19 protein-coding genes are annotated in these 19,963 nt (G+C 62.3%); 10 read left to right on the top strand and 9 right to left on the bottom strand.

Going from position 1 to position 19,963, the window contains the following annotated elements:
• Window positions 1-63: 63 nt before the first annotated feature.
• The 7 genes from SJY10_RS06710 to SJY10_RS06680 all read left to right on the top strand — a co-directional run bounded on the left by SJY10_RS06710 (window position 64) and on the right by SJY10_RS06680 (window position 7,535).
• Entirely contained in the window at window positions 64-351 is a 288-nt protein-coding gene (locus SJY10_RS06710; protein ID WP_386680823.1) for an SCP2 sterol-binding domain-containing protein, read from the top strand.
• On the top strand, window positions 351-1,286 hold the full coding sequence (locus SJY10_RS06705) for an alpha/beta fold hydrolase (protein ID WP_386680821.1): 936 nt from the start codon (window positions 351-353) through the stop codon (window positions 1,284-1,286). The genes SJY10_RS06710 and SJY10_RS06705 overlap by 1 nt, the downstream gene beginning before the upstream one ends.
• 211 nt (window positions 1,287-1,497) lie before the next feature.
• Window positions 1,498-2,520 (top strand): ligase-associated DNA damage response exonuclease, encoded by a 1,023-nt coding sequence (locus SJY10_RS06700; protein ID WP_386680819.1) that lies wholly within the window; start codon window positions 1,498-1,500, stop codon window positions 2,518-2,520.
• Window positions 2,517-4,106 (top strand): ATP-dependent DNA ligase, encoded by a 1,590-nt coding sequence (locus SJY10_RS06695; RefSeq protein WP_386680817.1) that lies wholly within the window; start codon window positions 2,517-2,519, stop codon window positions 4,104-4,106. Before SJY10_RS06700 ends, SJY10_RS06695 begins: the two co-directional genes overlap by 4 nt.
• A gap of 12 nt (window positions 4,107-4,118) precedes the next feature.
• Entirely contained in the window at window positions 4,119-5,183 is a 1,065-nt protein-coding gene (locus SJY10_RS06690; RefSeq protein ID WP_386680815.1) for an endonuclease/exonuclease/phosphatase family protein, read from the top strand.
• 55 nt (window positions 5,184-5,238) lie between these two features.
• Window positions 5,239-7,062, top strand: a complete 1,824-nt coding sequence (locus SJY10_RS06685; RefSeq protein ID WP_386680813.1) for a M3 family oligoendopeptidase — start codon at window positions 5,239-5,241, stop codon at window positions 7,060-7,062.
• Complete coding sequence (locus SJY10_RS06680; RefSeq protein ID WP_386680811.1) at window positions 7,062-7,535, top strand: GNAT family N-acetyltransferase; 474 nt, start codon at window positions 7,062-7,064, stop codon at window positions 7,533-7,535. The genes SJY10_RS06685 and SJY10_RS06680 overlap by 1 nt, the downstream gene beginning before the upstream one ends.
• A 15-nt stretch (window positions 7,536-7,550) precedes the next feature.
• On the opposite strand, the gene SJY10_RS06675 is transcribed toward SJY10_RS06680, so the two are convergent.
• The 3 genes from SJY10_RS06675 to SJY10_RS06665 all read right to left on the bottom strand — a co-directional run bounded on the left by SJY10_RS06675 (window position 7,551) and on the right by SJY10_RS06665 (window position 10,685).
• Window positions 7,551-8,513, bottom strand: a complete 963-nt coding sequence (locus SJY10_RS06675) for a Gfo/Idh/MocA family protein (RefSeq protein WP_386680809.1) — start codon at window positions 8,511-8,513, stop codon at window positions 7,551-7,553.
• An 80-nt stretch (window positions 8,514-8,593) separates the two neighbouring features.
• Window positions 8,594-9,490 (bottom strand): RNA polymerase sigma factor RpoH, encoded by an 897-nt coding sequence (gene rpoH, locus SJY10_RS06670; RefSeq protein ID WP_386680807.1) that lies wholly within the window; start codon window positions 9,488-9,490, stop codon window positions 8,594-8,596.
• Between the two features lie 163 nt (window positions 9,491-9,653).
• On the bottom strand, window positions 9,654-10,685 hold the full coding sequence (locus tag SJY10_RS06665; protein WP_386680805.1) for an RluA family pseudouridine synthase: 1,032 nt from the start codon (window positions 10,683-10,685) through the stop codon (window positions 9,654-9,656).
• Window positions 10,686-10,907: 222 nt separating this feature from the next.
• Between SJY10_RS06665 and SJY10_RS06660 the strand changes: the two genes are divergently transcribed.
• The 3 genes from SJY10_RS06660 to SJY10_RS06650 all read left to right on the top strand — a co-directional run bounded on the left by SJY10_RS06660 (window position 10,908) and on the right by SJY10_RS06650 (window position 13,750).
• On the top strand, window positions 10,908-12,200 hold the full coding sequence (locus SJY10_RS06660) for a peptidoglycan DD-metalloendopeptidase family protein (RefSeq protein ID WP_386680802.1): 1,293 nt from the start codon (window positions 10,908-10,910) through the stop codon (window positions 12,198-12,200).
• Window positions 12,201-12,381: 181 nt separating this feature from the next.
• A complete protein-coding gene (locus tag SJY10_RS06655; RefSeq protein WP_386680799.1) occupies window positions 12,382-13,026 on the top strand; it encodes an aspartate/glutamate racemase family protein in 645 nt (214 codons plus the stop codon).
• Complete coding sequence (locus SJY10_RS06650) at window positions 13,019-13,750, top strand: hydratase (protein ID WP_386680796.1); 732 nt, start codon at window positions 13,019-13,021, stop codon at window positions 13,748-13,750. Before SJY10_RS06655 ends, SJY10_RS06650 begins: the two co-directional genes overlap by 8 nt.
• Before the next feature lie 29 nt (window positions 13,751-13,779).
• Here SJY10_RS06650 and SJY10_RS06645 read toward each other — a convergent pair whose 3' ends face one another.
• From SJY10_RS06645 to SJY10_RS06620, 6 genes are read right to left on the bottom strand one after another with little or no spacing between them, the layout of a single operon-like run.
• The gene (locus SJY10_RS06645) at window positions 13,780-14,241 is read right to left on the bottom strand and encodes a RidA family protein (RefSeq protein ID WP_386680794.1); all 462 of its coding nucleotides are present in this window, start codon (window positions 14,239-14,241) and stop codon (window positions 13,780-13,782) included.
• Complete coding sequence (locus SJY10_RS06640; protein WP_386680792.1) at window positions 14,238-15,209, bottom strand: ABC transporter ATP-binding protein; 972 nt, start codon at window positions 15,207-15,209, stop codon at window positions 14,238-14,240. Before SJY10_RS06640 ends, SJY10_RS06645 begins: the two co-directional genes overlap by 4 nt.
• Window positions 15,206-16,249 (bottom strand): ABC transporter ATP-binding protein, encoded by a 1,044-nt coding sequence (locus SJY10_RS06635; RefSeq protein ID WP_386680789.1) that lies wholly within the window; start codon window positions 16,247-16,249, stop codon window positions 15,206-15,208. The genes SJY10_RS06640 and SJY10_RS06635 overlap by 4 nt, the downstream gene beginning before the upstream one ends.
• Complete coding sequence (locus SJY10_RS06630; RefSeq protein WP_386680787.1) at window positions 16,236-17,129, bottom strand: ABC transporter permease; 894 nt, start codon at window positions 17,127-17,129, stop codon at window positions 16,236-16,238. Before SJY10_RS06630 ends, SJY10_RS06635 begins: the two co-directional genes overlap by 14 nt.
• Window positions 17,126-18,079 (bottom strand): ABC transporter permease, encoded by a 954-nt coding sequence (locus SJY10_RS06625; protein WP_386680784.1) that lies wholly within the window; start codon window positions 18,077-18,079, stop codon window positions 17,126-17,128. Before SJY10_RS06625 ends, SJY10_RS06630 begins: the two co-directional genes overlap by 4 nt.
• 42 nt (window positions 18,080-18,121) lie before the next feature.
• Entirely contained in the window at window positions 18,122-19,666 is a 1,545-nt protein-coding gene (locus SJY10_RS06620) for an ABC transporter substrate-binding protein (RefSeq protein ID WP_386680781.1), read from the bottom strand.
• Window positions 19,667-19,963 lie beyond the last annotated feature (297 nt).

Raw genomic sequence — 19,963 nt, 5'->3', positions numbered from 1 at the left:
GTAACGTAACCAGCGCCCGATACCAGTGGCGCTTCCTCACAACCGCGACAAAGGATTATTCACATGAGCGATGTCATCACCCAGGCCGTGGCCCAGTTGAACGAAAAAATGGACGGCGGCTTTGACGGCACAGCCAAGTTCATCGTCGAAGGCGAAGGCGCGATCATGATCGATCAGGCTGGCGCACGCGCTGGCGACGACGATGCCGACGTCACCCTGACCGCATCCCGCGACACATTCGAAGGCATCCTGAACGGCGAAGAAAACGCAACAGCCGCCTTCATGACCGGCAAGCTGACCATTGACGGCGACATGAGCAAGGCGATGCAACTCGCCGCCGTGCTGGCCTGATGCGATACGCCCCCCTGCATGCGGACGTCGCGGATGGCCCGGATGCAGGGGCGGCGCACTGGCTGGTCACGACGGATAACGCAAAAATACGCGTCGGACACTGGGTGTCGGATGCGGACCGCGGCACCGTACTGCTGTTTCCTGGCCGCACCGAATATATTGAAAAATATGGCCGCGCGGCCGGCGACCTGCGCGAACGCGGCTATGCCACGATCACGATAGACTGGCGCGGCCAGGGCCTGTCCGACCGCGCAACCGCTGATCGGGCCACAGGGCATGTCGCAAATTTCGGTGACTTTCAAAAAGACGTCGCTGCCCTGCTGATCCATGCCCGCGATCTGGGCCTGCCGCGGCCATTTTATCTGATTGCCCATTCCATGGGCGGTGCCATCGGCCTGCGCGCCCTGCTCGAAGGCCTGCCCGTGCGCGCCGCCGTCTTTTCCGCGCCCATGTGGGGCATCCAGATGTCCGCCGCCCTGCGTCCCTTCGCATGGGCGATCTCCTCGGCCGCACGCCGCATTGGCCTTGATGCCCGCATGGCACCGGGACAGGAACGGGAATCCTACCTCAACCGCATCGCACTTGAAGAAAATACCCTCACCTCCGATCCGGACATGTTCGCCTATATGCAGCATCAGCTGGCAACCTACCCCGATCTGGCTTTGGGCGGGCCTTCGCTGCGCTGGCTGAACGAATCGCTCATCGATATGCGCCGCATGTCCCGCCTCGCATCTCCCCGCGTTCCGGCGACAACGTTCCTCGGCACCGCGGAAACCATCGTCGATGCTGCCCGCATCCGCGACCGCATGGCCAGCTGGCCCGGCGGCACGCTGGAAATCGTTGACGGTGGCAAACACGAAACCATGATGGAAGGGCCAGCCATCCGCAGCCGGTTCTTCGACACTGCCGCCGCCCTCTTTTCTGCCCATCCCTAAACCAAAGCCGCCCCCGGGCTCCCGCGCGTGCCCGATCCTTCCGCCAAAACTCCCGCCAGCCTGCCCTCACCTCACGTCGGGCTTGATTTCATCTGGCCAGATAAACTCCCGCCGGAGGCACCGGCCCCCGCCCCGCGCGCCGACGCTGACGCCGCGCCATGCGCCTCCGCGCGCCCCTCGTCAAACCGCTTGCCCGTCCTAAATCCGGGGTATGGCAGATGTACTCACCTTCACCGACAGCGGCATTTATTGCCCCGCAGGCGATTTTTATATCGACCCCTGGCGGCCTGTTGACCGGGCGCTGATCACCCATGGCCACGCCGATCATTCACGCTGGGGGATGAAAAGCTATCTGGCCACGCAGGCGGCCGCCCCTGTCATGCGGCACCGCCTTGGCGATGTGTCGATCGACACGATCCGCTACAGCGAAACCCGACAGATCGGCGGGGCCAGGGTGTCCTTCCACCCGGCCGGCCATGTCCCCGGTTCCGCCCAGATCCGGGTCGAGGTCGCAGGCGAGGTCTGGGTCGCCTCTGGTGATTACAAAACCGTCGCCGACGGGCTGTCGGAACCATTCGAGCCGGTGCAATGCCATGCTTTCATTACAGAATGCACCTTCGGCCTACCGATCTTCAGATGGCTCGAAGAGGCCACCCTGACCGCCCAGATCAACGCCTGGTGGGCCGCCAACGCGGCAGAGGGGCGCACGTCAATTATCGGGGCCTATGCCCTTGGCAAGGCGCAGCGCCTGCTGACCTGCGTTGATCCCGCTATCGGCCCAATCCTGACGCATGGCGCAGTGGAAAACACCAATGCCGTGCTGCGGGCGCAGGGTGTTAAATTGCCAGATACCATCCGCGTGACCCCGGAAACCAAAGGCAACGATCACCCCGGCGCATTGGTGATCGCCACGCCTAGCGCCCTTGGCACGTCATGGGGTCGCAGGTTCGGGCCGTCGTCCACGGCCTTTGCCTCTGGCTGGATGGCCTTGCGCGGGGTGCGGCGGCGCAGGGCGGCGGACCGGGGCTTTGTCGTCAGCGATCACGCCGACTGGGACGGGCTGAACACCGCGATCCGCGAAACCGGCGCGACCAGGATTTTCGCCACCCACGGCTACACCGCGGCCTTTCAACGCTGGCTGGCAGAGGAAGGCTATGACGCCCATATCGTCAGCACCGAATACAGCGGAGAGCAGGTAGACGAGGCTGACGACACTGCGGCAGAGCCGTCATGAAAGACTTTGCCGCCCTTTACGCCCGCATCGACGAATCCACCAAGACGACGGTCAAGGTCGCCGCCCTGGCCGACTATTTCCGCACCGCACCAGATGACGACAAGCTCTGGACCGTCGCCCTTTTTTCCGGTCGCCGCCCCAAACGCACCATCACCGCCACGCGGCTACGCGAATGGGCGGCAGAACGGGGCGGCATCCCGCTATGGCTGTTCGAGGAATCCTACGGCATCGTTGGCGATTTGGCGGAAACCATCAGCCTGATCCTGCCCGACGCCACAGGCAGTGACGACCGCTCGCTGACCTATTGGATCGGCGAGATTGCCCGCCTGTCCGCCACCGACGATGACACGCGCAAGGCTGGCATCCTTGCCGCATGGGACAGTCTGCCCGGCCCGCAACGCTATCTGTTCACCAAACTGCTGACCGGATCATTCCGCGTCGGCGTTAGCCGCAAACTGATGACCCGCGCGCTGGCGCAGGCCACAAACGGGGATGAGGCGAACCTGACCCACCGCCTGATGGGCAACTGGACGCCTGATACAACGACATGGGCCGCGCTGATCGAAACCACCGATCCCAGCACCGATCTGTCACGCCCCTATCCGTTCTACCTTGCTTACGGGCTAGAGGATCTTGCCGATCTTGGCCCCGCCAGCGATTGGTCGGCAGAGTGGAAATGGGACGGCATTCGCGGCCAGTTCATCATGCGCGGGGGCGAACATCACCTGTGGTCCCGCGGCGAAGACCTGATGACCGACCGCTTTCCCGAATTGGCGCAGCTGCGCGACTATCTGCCCGACGGCACGGTGATCGACGGCGAAGTGCTAGGCTACCGCGACGGCGCGCCTTTGTCATTCAACACGCTGCAAGCTCGCATTGGGCGCAAGACCGTGCCCAAAAAGCTGCTGACCGAAGCACCTGTCGTTTTGATGGCCTATGATCTGCTGGAAGACGCAGGTCAGGACATACGTCAGCGCCCCTTCGCCGACCGCCGCACCCGTCTGGCGCAGATCGTCGGTGCTGCCCCGGACAGCGCGCCGCTGCGCCTGTCGCCCGCCGTGAACTTTGCGGATTGGGACAGCCTGGCCGCCCAGCGCGACACCAGCCGGGACCGCCTGGCCGAAGGCGTGATGCTTAAGCGTCTGGACAGCCCCTATCTTGCGGGGCGTAAAAAAGGCGACTGGTGGAAATGGAAGGTTGATCCGCTGACAATCGACGCGGTGATGATTTATGCACAGCAAGGATCGGGCCGCCGCGCCAATCTGTTTACCGATTATACCTTTGCGGTATGGGACGGCGACGACCTTGTGCCCTTTGCAAAGGCGTATTCCGGCCTAACGGATGCGGAATTCCGGCAAATCACCGCTTGGGTGCGCAAGAACACCTTGCAGAAATTCGGCCCCGTGCGGCAAGTCACGGCAGAACATGTGTTCGAACTGGCGTTCGAAGGCATCCAGGCCAGTCCGCGCCATAAATCAGGCGTCGCCCTGCGGTTCCCCCGCATGCTGCGCTGGCGCCACGACAAACCGCTGCGCGAGGCAAATACGCTGGCTGACCTGAAGGACATGCTGGCCCAATACGGATAACAGGAGGCGCCGATGCGTCGCGTCATCAGCCGGATCATCGCACTACCACTGCTGATCCTGATCATCGCTACAGTCATCGGGCAGCTGAACACCGACCAGTGGTGGGTGCGCGCACTGGATTTTCCACGCTTGCAGATTGCCGCCGGACTGGCGGCGCTGACCGTGCTTTATGCGCTGATCGCGGGCTGGCGCGGCTTTATCGTGACCGCCGCCGCGCTGGGGGCGTTGGGAGTGCAGCTTTGGACGCTGTGGCCCTATCAACCGATCGCCCCGCGGATGGTGGCCCATACGCCCCGCTGCGCCGATGACGGGCGGCTGCGGGTGCTGTCGACAAATGTGCAGCTGGGCAATCAGGATGCTGGCCGCGTGCTGGACATGATCACAACATCTGATGCCGATATCGTGCTGGTCATGGAAACCAATGATCGCTGGGATCGCGATCTTGCGCCACTGAACCGGACTTACGAACATATCATGCAGGCGCAGCCCGTTGACGCGCGCTATTACGGGATGCAGGTCTATTCGCGCTATCCGCTGGCAGATGCCCGTTTTGAATACCCTTTTGACAGCGATACGCCGCTGTTTGTCGGGACTGTCGAACATCCGCGCCAGACCGTGCAATTCATTGGCGTGCACCCGCGCCCGCCGCAGATCGGCCAGTCCAGCGCGATGCGCGACGCCGCCGTGTTGACCGCGGCCAAACTCGCGCAGGACAGTGACGCCGTTAGCATTGTTGCCGGTGATTTCAACGCGGCCAGCTGGAACGATACCTCTCAACTCGCGCTGCGCACGGGCGGGCTGCTTGATCCGCGACAGGGGCGCGGCCCACTGGTCAGCTTTGATGCAGACAGCCGCTGGATGAAATGGCCGCTGGATCAGATCCTGTGGCAAGGCGGACCGGGGCTGCTGGACTTTAGCGTGCTGCCCGCCGTCGGGTCGGACCATTACCCCGTGCAGGCTGATCTGTGCCTAACCACCAGCGCCGAAGGCACCCCCGCCGCCCCCCGTGCAGGTGACGCAGCGGCGGTCCAGGCCATCTTTGACGCCGCGGCAAAGGGTTCGTCCGCCAAGGGTTGAGAGGTTCCACCGCAAGACCTATGTCTTGCGTAACACCACCAGACAGGATGACCCCATGACCCGACCCATCGCCTACGACGCCCCGCAAGATGCTGGCGCTGCCGCCTTTGGCGATCTGCCTGAATGGGACCTGACCGACCTTTATCCGTCTCCCGATAGCGCCGAAATCAAGCGTGACATGGACTGGCTCGAAGCGGCCTGCGCCAACTTTGCCACCGACTACGAAGGCAAGCTGGCCGATCTGGACGCCGCCGGCCTGCTGGACGCGGTCAAGCGCTACGAAAACATCGACATCATTGCCGGGCGGATCATGTCCTACGCTGGCCTGCGCTATTACCAGATCACCACCGATGACGAGCGCGGCAAATTCATGGCCGACGCGCAGGACAAGATGACCGCCTACACCACACCGCTGGTGTTCTATAGTCTGGAATTCAACCGGCTGGATGATGCGCATCTGGCGGACCTGCTGGCGCAAAATGCCGAACTGCGCCGCTACAAGCCGATCTTTGACCGCATGCGTGCCATGAAGCCGCACCAGCTGTCGGACGAGATGGAAAAATTTCTGCACGATCAATCTACCGTCGGGTCCGCCGCGTGGAACCGGTTGTTCGACGAAACCATGGCCGGGCTGATGTTCGATGTGGACGGTGAACAGCTGAACCTTGAATCCACCCTCAACCTGCTGACTGACCGCGACCGCAGCAAGCGCGAGGCCGGTAGCCGCGCCCTGTCCGATGTCTTTGCCAAGAACGTCAAACTCTTTGCCCGCGTCCACAATACGCTAGCCAAGGAAAAGGAAATCGAGGACCGCTGGCGCAAGATGCCAACCCCGCAATACGGTCGTCACCTGTCCAACCATGTCGAGCCAGAGGTCGTGGAGGCGCTGCGCAACGCGGTCGTCGCCGCCTACCCCCGCCTGTCCCACCGCTACTACGCGCTAAAAGCCAAGTGGCTGGGGCTGGACCGGATGCAGACCTGGGACCGCAACGCGCCGCTGCCGATGGACGCTGATCGCATCGTCACCTGGCCAGAGGCGGAAAAGATCGTCATGGACGCCTACGGCGATTTTGCCCCCGAAATGGCAGAGCTGGCCAAGCCGTTCTTTACCGACGGCTGGATCGACGCGGGGGTGAAGCCCGGCAAAGCCCCCGGTGCCTTTGCCCACCCCACCGTCAGCACCGTGCATCCCTATGTGATGCTGAACTACCTCGGCAAACCGCGCGATGTGATGACGCTGGCGCATGAACTTGGCCACGGCGTCCACCAGCGCCTTGCCGCGGGTCAGGGCGAACTACTGTCATCCACGCCGCTGACGCTGGCGGAAACCGCATCCGTGTTCGGCGAAATGCTGACCTTCCAAAAGCTGCTCGAAGGGGCAAAGACCAAAGAGGAACGCAAGGTTCTGCTGGCCGGCAAGGTGGAGGACATGATCAACACGGTCGTGCGCCAGATCGCGTTCTATGACTTCGAATGCAAGCTGCACGCCGCCCGCGCGCAGGGCGAATTGACCCCCGACGATATCAACGCGCTGTGGATGTCGGTGCAGGCCGAAAGCCTGGGTCCGGTGTTTGATTTCCATGCCGGATACGAAACCTTCTGGTCCTACATCCCGCACTTCGTCCATTCGCCCTTCTACGTTTATGCCTATGCCTTTGGCGACGGGCTGGTGAATGCGCTTTACGCGGTCTACGCCGAAGGCGATCCCGACTTCAAAACCAAGTATTTTGATATGCTCAAGGCCGGGGGGTCCAAGCACCATACCGAACTGCTGGCCCCCTTCGGCCTTGACGCCTCTGACCCGGCATTTTGGGACAAGGGCCTATCGATGATCGAAAGCATGATCGACGAGCTGGAGGCGATGGAACAGGACGCCTGATGCGCGTCACCCTGGCGCCCTATACGTCCAGCCAGCGCGACGCCCTGATCGCGCTGGCCGTCGCGCCAGAGCAAGAACAATTTTCCGACCAACCTGCCCGGTTGCTGAACCAGCCGGGCGATACGGCAGATCTGCATCTGATCTATGACGCGGCGGCTTTGGTCGGCATGTTCCGCATTGATCCGCAATTTGCCCGAACCCATGACTTTGCGCCCGCCAATGCCTTTGGCCTGCGCAGCGTCATCGTTGATCGCGCACACCAAGGGCGCGGGATCGGCACCGCCATGATCCGTGCCCTGCCCGCCTATCTGATGGTGCAATATCCAGCAGCCCGGCAACTTTACCTAACGGTTAACTTGCGCAACCCCGCCGCGCGCGCCAGCTATCTGCGCGGCGGTTTTCACGATACCGGTGCCCAGTATCTGGGCGGCGATGCCGGGCCCCAACATATTCTGCGCCTTGATCTGACCTAATGCTGCCCGGCTGTGTCAGCCTTGCTGACCCGCAGCATAGACCATATCCATCATCGCCTGCGTGCCACGGCTGAATTCCAATGGGCAAGCATAGCCTGCGCCGCGCTGCGCGGCGGCGGCAAAGGCTTCGACCTGTAGCACATAATGATTCACGCCCGGCCAGCGTTCGATCGTGCGGGCGCCGCCTTGCGTTTCAATCACCAGCTCTGCCTGATCGTAGACACCGGCGTTGAATGGTGCCGTCATGGTCAGGATACCCTTGTCCCCGTGAAAGGTCACGCGCTGCGCAGGCTGCATGCGGGTGGACACAAGGCCGGAATAGGTAAACCCGTCAAAATCTGCTGCGAACTGCGCAAACACATCAACGCCGCCTTCAAAGTCGACCCTTGCGTGACGGATGGCAACCGGCTCCGCCCCCGTCACGAACCGCGCCGACCCAAGGATATAGACGCCAATGTCCGGCAACGCGCCGCCGCCGGTATCGGGCTTGTTGCGAATATTGCCCGCGTCAGGATTGTTGAAGCTGAACAGCGCATCGACATGGCGCAGCTGGCCGATCGTGCCGCCCTGCACCAGATCCCGCGCCCGTACAAATTGCGGATGGTGCGTGATCATGAACGCCTCTGCCGCGAATTTGCCGCTGGCATCCCGCGCGGCAATCACGCGGTCGATATCCTCTGCCTTCAGCGCAATCGGCTTTTCGCACAGCACATGCTTGCCCGCCTCCAGCGCCTTGATCGTCCAGTCTACATGCAGATGGTTCGGCAGCGGGATGTAAACCGCATCAATGCCGTCATCAGCCAGCAGCGCATCATAATCGCCATGCACCCGCAGGCCGGGCGCAAAATCGCGAAAGCCCTTCGCCTTGGCCGGATCGGATGTCGCAAGCGCCGTCAGTGCCGCGCCCTTGGCCGCGTGAATAGCCGGCCCCATCTGCTGACGCGCAAAGTTCGCCGCCCCGAGTATGCCCCAACGCATGACCTGTTCCTTTCATCTGGCAAGGAAAACTCCCACCGGAGGTACCGGCGGGAGCATTCAGCGCAAGCCTAGCGAAAGGATTACACGCTCTCAAGCATCCCCTTTTCCGCAGCCAGTTCGCGCATACGCTTCTGCAACTTTTCAAAGGCGCGCACTTCGATCTGGCGGATCCGCTCGCGGCTGACGTCATATTGCGCGGACAGGTCTTCCAGCGTGATCGTCTCGTCGTTCAGGCGGCGCTGCATCAGGATGTCTTTTTCCCGCTCGTTTAGCACATCCATCGCCTCGGCCAGCATGGCACGGCGGTTTTCCAGCTCGTCACGCTCTTCGTAATCGCCGGCCTGATCGGCATCTTCGTCTTCCAGCCAGTCCTGCCACTGCATCGTGCCTTCGCCTTCGGACCCGACCGTCGCATTCAGCGACGCATCGCCGCCCGACAGACGGCGATTCATCGACACCACTTCGGCCTCGGTCACGCCAAGATCGGTCGCGATCCGTTCGACGTTTTCAGGGCGCAGATCGCCCTCTTCCAATGCGCCGATCCGGTTCTTTGCCTTGCGCAGGTTGAAGAACAGTTTTTTCTGGGCAGAGGTCGTGCCCAGTTTCACCATCGACCAGGACCGCAGGACATATTCCTGAATCGCGGCACGGATCCACCACATGGCATAGGTCGCCAGACGAAAACCCTTTTCCGGGTCGAATTTTTTGACAGCCTGCATCAGACCGACGTTGGCTTCCGAAATCACCTCTGCCTGCGGCAGACCGTACCCGCGATAGCCCATCGCGATCTTCGCCGCGAGGCGCAGGTGCGACGTGACCAGCTGGTGCGCGGCATCGGTGTCTTCGTTTTCGGTCCAGCGCTTGGCCAGCATGTATTCGTCTTCGGGTTCCAGCATCGGGAACTTGCGGATCGCCTGCATGTAGCGGTTCAGCCCCTGTTCAGGTGACGGTGCCGGAAGATTTTTATAGTCGCTCATGTCGGTTCCCCTCTGCCCGATGTATACGGGCTTAACATGGATATGGGTGTCCAAGGGTGGTTGTTCAATCATCCTCGGTGCAATGATTTAACAACGTATGAACCTCTACGTTCCGTCGCGCATCTGCAAAGTCTGCGCATAAATGCACAATAACCGGTCGTTTTCAGCCCTTATGTTGCAAATCCTGCAATAACTGTAACATATCGGCGGGCAAATCTGCAGCAAATTCCATGAACGCGCCGCTGATCGGATGGGTAAATCCCAGCGTTGCGGCATGCAGCGCCTGACGCGGAAAAGCACGCGCAGCGGCTACCCCTGCAGGCCCCACGGACTTTTCCGCCAGCTTCTGGCGGCCGCCGTAAACCGGATCACCGATCAGCCCGTGGCCGCAGTGGGCCATATGCACGCGGATTTGATGGGTGCGGCCGGTTTCCAGCCAGCATTCCACCAGCGCGGCAACGGCCGGTGTGCCTAATGTTTCAACAATCCGTACGCGGGTCACGGCATGGCGACCGGTTTGAAACGAAACCGCCTGTTTTTGCCGGTCGCTTTTGTGCCGCCCCAGAAAGGTTTGCACCTTCAAGATGTTTCCCGGCTCAAAGCTCGTGCCTTTCACGCCCCGCAGACGCGGATCATTTGCGTCGGGCATGCCAAAGCAGACCGCCAGATAACGCCGCTCTACCGTGTGGGCAGCGAACTGCGCCGCAAGCCCCTGATGCGCCGCGTCGGATTTCGCCACGACCAGCAGGCCAGAGGTTTCCTTGTCAATGCGGTGCACGATACCGGGCCGTTTCATGCCGCCAACCCCGCTTAGGTCATCGCCGCAATGGTGGATCAGCGCGTTGACCAAGGTGCCGTCGGGCGTGCCGGGCGCAGGATGCACGACCATCCCTGCCGGCTTGTTCAGCACAATCAGATCGGCGTCTTCATAGACGATATCAAGCGCAATATCCTGCGCGGCGATATGACTGTCCTGCGCTTCTTCGACCGTGATCGAAACTTGCGCGCCTTCGGCCACCTTTGCACGCGGGTCCGTGACGACGGCGCCATCCACCTGCACCGCGCCATCCGCAATCAGCTTGCCCAGTCGCGAACGGGACAATGTTGCATCGCCCGGCACATCGCGGGCCAGCACCTTGTCAAGCCGCGGTAGCGGATCGGCCTGAATGGTGAAATCTACGGTGGTCTGGGTCATGGCAGTCTCTCCTTGAACGCGCCTCCTACCTTGCCTGCAAAGCCTTGTCACGCCGCGGCAGGCAGGCGCTGTTATGCGCAGCTTTGCCCGGACACCAAAGCGTGAAGGCAAGGTCCCGCCGGTTTGTTGCGCCATTGGTTGCAAAATCACGCAGGGCGCTTCACTAACGTGCAAAAAGCCCCGCGCGGAAAGCGAAGGGGTTAAGGCGGTGCAGGACAGGCCATGTTGATTAGATTAAGGTATTGGACAGCGCTGCTTGTCACCGGCGGTCTTGCGTTCGGTGTGTCGCATCTGGTGGACCGTCCATCCGATGCTGACAACCCAAGCCAGCAGGCTGCCGCAACGCCCCTTGCCGATCCGGCAATGGATGCGTCCGGTGACGATGTATTTGTCGTGACGACCCCGCCGAAACCCGCCGTTGTCCTGCCGGAAACGGCGGCAGATACGGTAACCTGGTCCCGTGTCGTGGACGAAGGCGGCAGTTTTTCCGGGCTTCTGGCGCAGGCCGGTCTGGACACAGACACCAGCCGCGCGGTGACCGCCGCCCTGGGATCCGAATTTGACTTTCGCCACCTGAAAGCGGGGCAGCGCCTGTCCCTGCAAACATCCCCCGCAGGCGAGCTTTATACCGCTGCGCTGGAGCTGGAGGATGGATCGCGTATTCTGGCGCGGTTCTTGCCTGCACCCTCGGTCGAAAGACTGGCCCCCGACCTTGTCAGCTTTCCCCGCGCTGGCGAAGCCACTGTTACCTCGTCGATCTTTGGCGCATTGGACGCCGCCGGCATCCCCACCCGGTTCGCAACCGATCTGGAACTGGTTCTGGCCGAAACCTTTGATCTGCGCACAAAGCTGAGCGGAGGAGAGCATCTGCGCATCATGTGGCGCGAATATCGTGCGGGCGACCGTGTCGTCGGAGAGCCGACAATCGACTTTGCCGAACTGGATCTGGCGGATGGGCGGTATGAAATCATGTGGCCAGACGATAATTCCCGCCGCACCCAGATCATGAAGGACGGCAAGGTCCTACACAGCTTTGAACAGCCGATCCGCGGCGCGCGGCTCAGTTCGTCCTTCGGGATGCGGCACCATCCTGTTCTGAATACAAACCGGATGCACAGCGGTGTGGATCTGGCCGCCGCCCAGGGTGCCCCTGTCGAAGCGACGCAGGATGGCAAGGTTGCCTATATGGGCCAGCGCAGCGGTTACGGCACGGTGGTAGAGGTCGACCACGGCAGTGGCGTCATGACCAGATATGCCCACCTGAGCGCGCTAAGCGACGCGATCAAGGTCGGCGACCGCGTGACCGCGGGCACGGAACTGGGGCTTGCCGGATCGACCGGTATTTCGACCGCGCCGCATCTGCATTATGAAATCCGGATCAACGGCATGGCGGTATCCCCGCTGGCGGACACGCGGCTGCGCGAACTTGGCGGCAATGCTGCGGCGACAAACTCTGTCGTGCGGCTAAGCGGTGTCAAAAGCAAGCTGGACCGCTTGCTGGCCGTAAAGGGCTAAGGCAACCGCCAGCAACAAAACTGCTGGCAAAGCATCAGGACCGCCACTTCTTTGCGCAGCGATGCGCGGGTGATTGGCGCGCGGCGCATTTTGCCCCGCCAGGTGTGCAATGCACCTTTCGCAGGCGCAGATTCCGCCCATAGTCAATGCGACCCCCGGCCGATCAGAGGAAGGCACGAGTTTGACGCATGTCCTGCTGATGAACCCTAACCATAACGCGGCAACGACCGCGGCGATGTGCCAGATCGCGGCGACGGGGCTGGGGCAGGCCCCAGCCCCGTGGACCGCCCCGTCGGGGCCTGACCTGATCGCCACCCCTGCCGCGCTGGCGGCTGCGGCTGAACTGGTTGCCCATGCTGCCCTGCCCCGCTGGCCGGATGGTATCATCGTATCTGCCTTTGGTGATCCGGGGGCCGCGCGGCTGGCCCGCCGCGCGCCCTGTCCGGTGGTTGGCATCGGCGCGGCTGCGGCCCGTCAGGCCGCGCAAACCGGCCAGCCATTTGCAGTGGCGACCACAACGCCCGCGCTGGCCGCGCCCATTGATGCCCTGATGACGCTGCACGCTGGTGATACGCCTTATGTCGGATGTTTTTGTGCCGATACCGATCCGGCGGCTTTAATGTCGGACCCGGCGGCGCTTGACGCAGCCTTGCTGACGCAGATCCACCGGGCCCACGCGGCGGGCGCGGGCTGTGTCATCATCGGCGGCGGCCCCCTTGGGGCGGCGGCGCAGCGGCTGCGCACCGCAGCACCCGTTGCATTGATCAATCCTGTCCTTAGCGCGGCGCAGGCCCTTCGCCATTTGATGAAACGCGAACATGACTGACACGGACCAAATCGCTTTGGCGTTGATTGCGGCCCATAACGGCGGTGCGCGTTTCGCGCCCGATGGCGCAATCCTGACCCGCGCGCAAATTCTGACGATACAATCCCGCGTTAGCGCGGCGCTGGGGCCTGTTTGCGGCTTCAAGGTCGGGCAAGCGGCGGACGGCGGCGCGCCCGTTCTGGCACCGATCCCGTCGCGATATGCTGTCGCCAATGGCGGCACACGGACCGTTGCAGACCAACTGGGCATCGAGCTGGAAATCGGGTTCACCCTGACCCGCCCGCTGCCCGCCGGCGGCCTGCCGCCGCGTCCACAAGACTATTTCGCGCCCTGCGCGGCGTTAGAGCTTGTCGATACCCGCCTGACCGGTCCAGCGGCGGCGCGCGATGACGCAAAATTTGCTGATTTGCAGATCAACGCCGGTATCGTGATCGGACCGGCCCTGCCCGGATGGGACGGGTCCGATTTTGATACGCTGCCCGCGCGGCTGACCACGCCCGTGCAGGTCGTCCTTGACGGGCAAGCGCGGGTTCCGGGCGGATCGGCGCTGGGGAACCTTGCTCTGCTGCTGCAGCATCTGGGCGATCATTGCGGCGGGCTGTGGGTCGGACAGACGGTCATCACCGGATCGCTTTGCGGCCTGCCATGGTTTAAGGCAGATACCGCTGTCACCGGCGCAATCAGCGGCTTCGAAGAGGTTTCAATCCATCTGATCGCGCCCTGACTGCGCCATGCCCGGATCGCGCCGCCGGATCAGGTATAGGCCAGAACGGCGTCCACTTCGACGGCGGCATTTTCGGGCAGGCTTGATACGCAGACCGCCGTGCGGGCGTGCTGGCCTGCATCCCCGAACAGGTCGATGAAAAGCCGCGACGCGCCGTCGATGACCGCCGGTCCGGTTTTATAGGTCGGCCCCGCATTCACGAAACCGCCAAGGCGCAGCACAGCATCGACCCGGTCCAGCGATCCAAGCGCCTCTTTGGCGCAGAACAGCAGGTTCAAGGCGCAAAGCTGCGCGGCTTTGCGGCATTCCTCCATCGACGTTTCGGGCGTGATCGGACCAAGCCATTTGGGCGTGCCGTTCCATTCGCAAATCTGCCCCGACAGGAACAGCAGGCCGTTCCATGTCCGGTACTTCAGATAGCTGGCCCGCGACGGGCAATCGGGCGGCAGTTCCAAGCCCATGCCGGCCAGTTTCTTTTCGATCTCGCTCATACGACACTCTCTTCTTCTAAAATACAGGCGACGGCACGCCCCGGCCCCTTGCTGATAAGCGGCGGGCGGGCCGCGTGACAGGCCGCCACGGCCACCGGACACCGGGGGGCAAAGGGGCAGCTTGTGGGTGGTTTTTCCAGCGTCGGCGGTGCGCCGGGGATGGCATCAAGGCGCGCGCCCTTGACCGCGCCGTGAAGATTGGCCGCCAAAAGCCCCTTGGTATAAGGATGCCGGGGATCCTTGATGATTTCGGCGATGGTGCCGGTTTCGACGATTGTGCCCGCATACATGACCGCCACCCGGTCCGCGATTTCCACCGCGACGCCGATGTCGTGGGTGACGAAAATCACCGACATGCCCATTTCCTGCTGCAACTCGCGCAGAAGCAGCAGCACCTGCATCTGCACCGTGGCATCCAGCGCGGTCGTCGGCTCGTCCGCCAGCAGCAGACGCGGACCGCAGGCAAGCGCCAGCGCGATCATCGCCCGCTGCCGCATACCGCCCGACATCTCGTGCGGGTAATTCGACAGCCGCCGTTCGGGCGATGGGATGCGCACCCGTTTAAGCATATCAAGCGCGCGGGCCTTGGCCGCCTCGCGGGACAGCCTCTCGTGGCGCATGACGGTTTCGGCAATCTGGGTGCCGATGGCATAGACCGGGTCCAGCGCCAGCGACGGGTCCTGAAAGATCATCGCAACCTCTGGCCCGCGAAAGTTCGCCAGCTCTCGGCCCTTGAGTTTCAGCACATCGCGGCCGTCAAATGCGATCTTGCCGCCAATCTTGGTGCGCTTGCCGGGCAAAAGCTGCATCAAGGATTTCAGCGTGACGCTTTTGCCCGAACCGCTTTCCCCCAGCAGGGCTACGACTTCGCCCTTTTCCACCGACAGGCTGACGCCGTTCAGGGCATGGACCGTGCGTTCGCCGGTAAAGCGGACGGTCAGGTCCTCGATTTCAACAAGCGCGCTCATGCTGCGGCCTCTGCATAACCGGATGCGGGATCATGGATGTGGCAGGCGACCTGATGCCCGGCGTCCAGCGTGGTTGCGCGGGGTTTCAGGCTGCTGCACACGGATTTGGCCAGCGGGCAGCGGGTGTGGAACCGGCAGCCAGAGGGCGGATCGATCGGATTGGGCGGATCGCCAGCCAAGGGCGGCGCCTGCGTGCGGGCATCGGGGTCCATCGACGGCATCGCGGAAAAAAGCGCTGCCGTATAGGGATGCGCCTGCTTGTGATACAGCGCCTCTGCGGGGCCAACCTCGACCACCTCGCCCAGATACATCACCATCAGCCGGTCAGAGATGAAGCGCACCACGTTCAGATCGTGGCTGATGAACATATAGGTCAGATCGAAATCGCGCCGCAGGTCTTCTAGCAGGTTCAGCACCTGCGCTTCGACCGATTTATCCAGCGCGGACACCGCTTCATCCAGGATCAACAGCCGCGGCCGCATGGCAAGGGCGCGCCCGATATTGACCCGCTGTCGCTGGCCGCCAGACAGCTCGTGCGGGTAGCGGCCCGCGAAGCGCGCAGGGTCAAGGCCGATGCGGTCCAGCAGGTCGCGGGCGATGGTCAGCGCCTCTGACTCTGGCACGCCGTTTACCTTGGGACCAAAGGCGATTGTTTCCTCGATGGTCAGGCGCGGGTTCAGCGACGCAAAGCTGTCCTGAAACACCATCTGCACGCCGCGGCGCAGATCGCGCAGGCTCAATTCCTCATTCAGTTCCTGCCCGTCATAGATGATCTTGCCCCCCGTGATCGGCACCAGACCGATCAGCAGACGGGCAGTTGTCGATTTGCCGCAACCCGATTCGCCGACAACGCCAAGGGTCTCTCCTTTTGTAATAGTGAAATCGATGCCATCGACGGCGCGGACCACCTTTTTGGGGGCCAGCATTCCCGCGCGGACGGGAAAGTGGCAGGTCAGGTTCTTGGCGGTGATCAAGGGCTGACGCGGGCCGCCGATATCCGCAAGTGACGGGGCAGTTGTGATGGTGTTACTGGCGGACATTCATCGCGCTCCTGAAACCGTCGCTGAGCAGGTTCAGGCACAGGGACGTGATGAAGATCATCATGCCCGGCAGCGCCGCCACCCATGGATTGATATAGATTGCCGTGCGCAGGGTATTGAGCATCAGACCCCACTCCGGCTCTGGCGGTTTGACGCCAAGGCCAAGGAACGACAGACCGGCAGAGATGATCATACACACGCTGGTCAGGCTGGTGGCATAGACAAAGATCGGCCCCAGCACATTGCCCAGCACCTGCACCCGCACGATGGTAAAGTTGCCCGCCCCGCTGGCGCGCGCCGCATCGACATAGTCCAGCTTGCGCACGGATGCGGTGACGCTTTCGGCGACGCGGGTGATGGGGGGGATAAAGACGATGGTCAGCGACACCAGCGAATTGACCACCCCCGCGCCCAGCGCCCCTGAAATCGCGATGGCCAGCAGCACGGAAGGGAAGGCAAAGAAAATATCCGTTACACGCATGATCATCGAATTGACCCAGCCGCCAACATAGCCGGCAATCAGCCCAAGCGAGGTGCCGATGACAAAGGCCGCGACGACAGGCGTAATGCCCAGAAATAGCGTCAGCCGCCCGCCATAGATCAGCCGGGCCAGCATATCGCGTCCGAGCTCGTCCGTGCCGAGGATATGCCCCTGTGTCCCAATCGGTTTCAGCCGCGCGACCATTGATCCGGCGTAAGGATCGGCAAAGCCCAGCCAGGGCGCAAAGATGGCGCAAAAGATCAGCGCCAGCAGGATTGCGGCACAGGTCAGCGATACAGGATCGCGGCGCAAACGGTGCCAGACGCCGGCCCAGTATCCGATTGTCGGGGCGGCTGGCACCTCTGCCGCGGTGGATGCGGGTGCAGTCGTATAGGTCATGCGCGCGAAATCCTTGGGTCAATGACGGATTGGGCGATATCCACCAGCAGGTTCAGCGTGACAAAGAACATCGCCAGCACAAGGATCGTGCCCTGCAACATGGGCAGATCGCGTTGCAGGATCGCGACCGACAACAAATAGCCGGAGCCGGGCCAGTTAAAGACAGTCTCGATCAGGATAGACCCGCCCAGCAGATAGCCCAGTTGCAGGCCGATGACGGACAGCGCCGTGGGGGCTGCGTTGCGGGCGACGTGGCGCAGCACGCCGCTATTCGTCATGCCTTTGGCATAAAGCGCCTGCACGAAATCCTGATCCAGAATGTCAGACACCAGCGCCCGCGTCGTGCGCATGACGATTCCCATCGGCACCACGGCCAGCGTGATGGCGGGCAGGACAAGGTGGCGCATGTGCTGCCAGTCCCATGACCAGTCCGAAGACCCGCCCGGCCCAGCGCCCATGGACGGCAACCACGGCAGGGTGATGGAAAAGATAATGACCAGCACCATGCCCAGCCAGTAGTTCGGCGTAGAAACGCCGGCGATGGCCGTGGCGGTGATGATCCGGTCCCAGACCGTATCGCGCAGATAACCGGCCATGAAGCCAAAGAAGATCCCCAGCGGAAAACCGATCACGCTGGCAGCGACCGCCAGCAGCAGGGTGTTGCCGACAGCGCGCGTCACCTCTGGCGCGACGGCGCGGCCGGTGGCGATAGACTGACCCAGATCGCCCTGCACCGCATTGCCCAGCCAGATGCCGAACTGCACCGGCAGCGGTTTGTCAAAGCCGTAGACGGCGCGCATTTCAGCCTCTTGTTCGGCGGTAGCGTCGATGGGCATGACCGCGACCAGCGGATCGCCGGGGGCAATATGGACCAGAAGGAAACAGATCAGACTGACGCCAAGGGCGACAGGGATCACGTAAACGAGGCGGCGCAGGAGATATGTCAGCATAATACATTCAGGCGGGGCGGCGCTGTGGCCGCCCCTTCCCTTTTACTCCATCGTGATCGAGCTGAAGTTCTGATACCAGTTTTGCGCCTGCACAAAGCCTTTGACGCTGGCGTTCATTGCCCGCGGTGCCACGTCATGCGTGACCATCAGGAACAGGGCGTCATTGACATACTTCTCATGCGTCTTTTGAAGCACCTTGGTCTGTTCTTCGGGGTCAAAGGTGGTGCGGATCTGGGCGATCAGCTCTTCCATTTCCGGATCGCAATAGTGGCCCCAGTTGGTGCCGTTGGGTGCGATCAGATCGCAGGACAGGTGCCGGATCAGACCGGTGAACGGGTCCTGAATGAAGTAGGTAAAGTTGATCGACTGGGCACCCTGACTGCTGTCGTCAGCTGCGCCGGCGCGCCAGATGTTGATCATCGTGTTCCATTCGACAACTTCGAATTCCACGTCGATCCAGACCTCTGCCAGGTTCTGCTGGATGAACTCGTTCATCGGCAGCGGCAGCATCTGACCCGAACCGGACGGAGAGATCAGCGCCTTGACCGTCAGGCGGTTGTCGGGGCCATAGCCGGACTCCTCCATCAGAGCCTTGGCGGCCTCGACGTCATAGGTGACCTTGAAATCGGGGGTGCCGAACCATTGCGAACCGGGGGGCAAGAAGCCTTCTGCTGGTACCATCATGCCGCCCAGCAGCACCGACATCCCTTCGCGGTCGATGGCCAGGTTGGCCGCCTTGCGCACGTTAATGTCGTTCCAGGGCGATCCTTCGGTGCGCGACAGGTGCCATGTCCAGTTATGCGGCAGGGTGTTGGACACGATGTCGAACCCGTTGCCTTGCAAGGCGGGGATCATGTCAGGGGCCGGTGCCTCGATCCAGTCGACCTGACCGGACATCAACGCGGCAGAGCGGGCATTGGGTTCGGGCAGCGGGATCAAGACCATCTTGTCCAGCTGCGGCACGCGGGTGTCGTCCCAATAGGCAGTGTTGGGCAGCAATTCAGCCCGCTCGCGCGGCACGAAGCTATCCATGATCCACGGACCGGTGCCAGAGGGATCCTCGGCAAAGGCGTCCCAGCTTTTGCCCAAGGCTTCCCACTGCGCAGGGGACGACATCAGGATCCACGCCAGCTGGTAAGGCAGCGTGGCATCAGGCACGTTCGTGGTGATTTCGAGCGTTTGCGGATCAACCGCACGGTAGCTAGCAACAGCGGGGATACGCGATTTGCCCTGCGCGGACTGGCGCGGGTCATATTGTTCGGATGTATCGTCCAGCAGCTTGTCAAAGTTCCACACGACAGCGTCGGCGGTGAAATCGGACCCGTCGTGGAAGGTCACGCCTTCGCGGATCTTGAAGGTCCAGGTCAACTGATCCTCGCCCACGGACCATTCGGTCGCAAGCCCCGGAATCAGCCCGGACGGTTTATCGGCGGATGTCAGGTCCCAGTTGATCAGCGCGTCATAGACCGTATAGCCCATGAAGCGCATCCCCTCGCCCCCTTGGTCGGTCTGGCCGGTCGTCAGCGGAATATCCGATGCGGTCATGCCGATCCGCAGGGTGCCATCGGCCCAGGCCGGCAGCGCCATAAGCGCAAGTCCGACAGCCGAGCCAAGAAGTCTGCTTTTTAGCCGATTAATCATATCCGTGTTCCCCAAGTATGCGTGGCTTGACAGGAAACCCTGCCGCTAGGACGCAGCCGGCGATTATTCGATATTTGAGTCAAACGGATGCATCGTAGGGTTGCGGTAAATCAGTCAGGGATTCTGACATGCTTAATTTAACATCGGCGCAACAGGCGTGATGATGGTTTCGAAGTCGTTAATTGACTAAGGCCGCTGTTCCTGCGCGCTGCGCCAAACCGGGCGTCCGGCCTTTGCCGGCCG

This window comes from Loktanella sp. R86503 (assembly GCF_042466455.1).
Taxonomy (GTDB): domain Bacteria; phylum Pseudomonadota; class Alphaproteobacteria; order Rhodobacterales; family Rhodobacteraceae; genus Loktanella.
The sequence above is the reverse complement of the archived record's forward strand: the minus strand, read 5'-3'. Positions and strand labels throughout refer to the sequence as shown.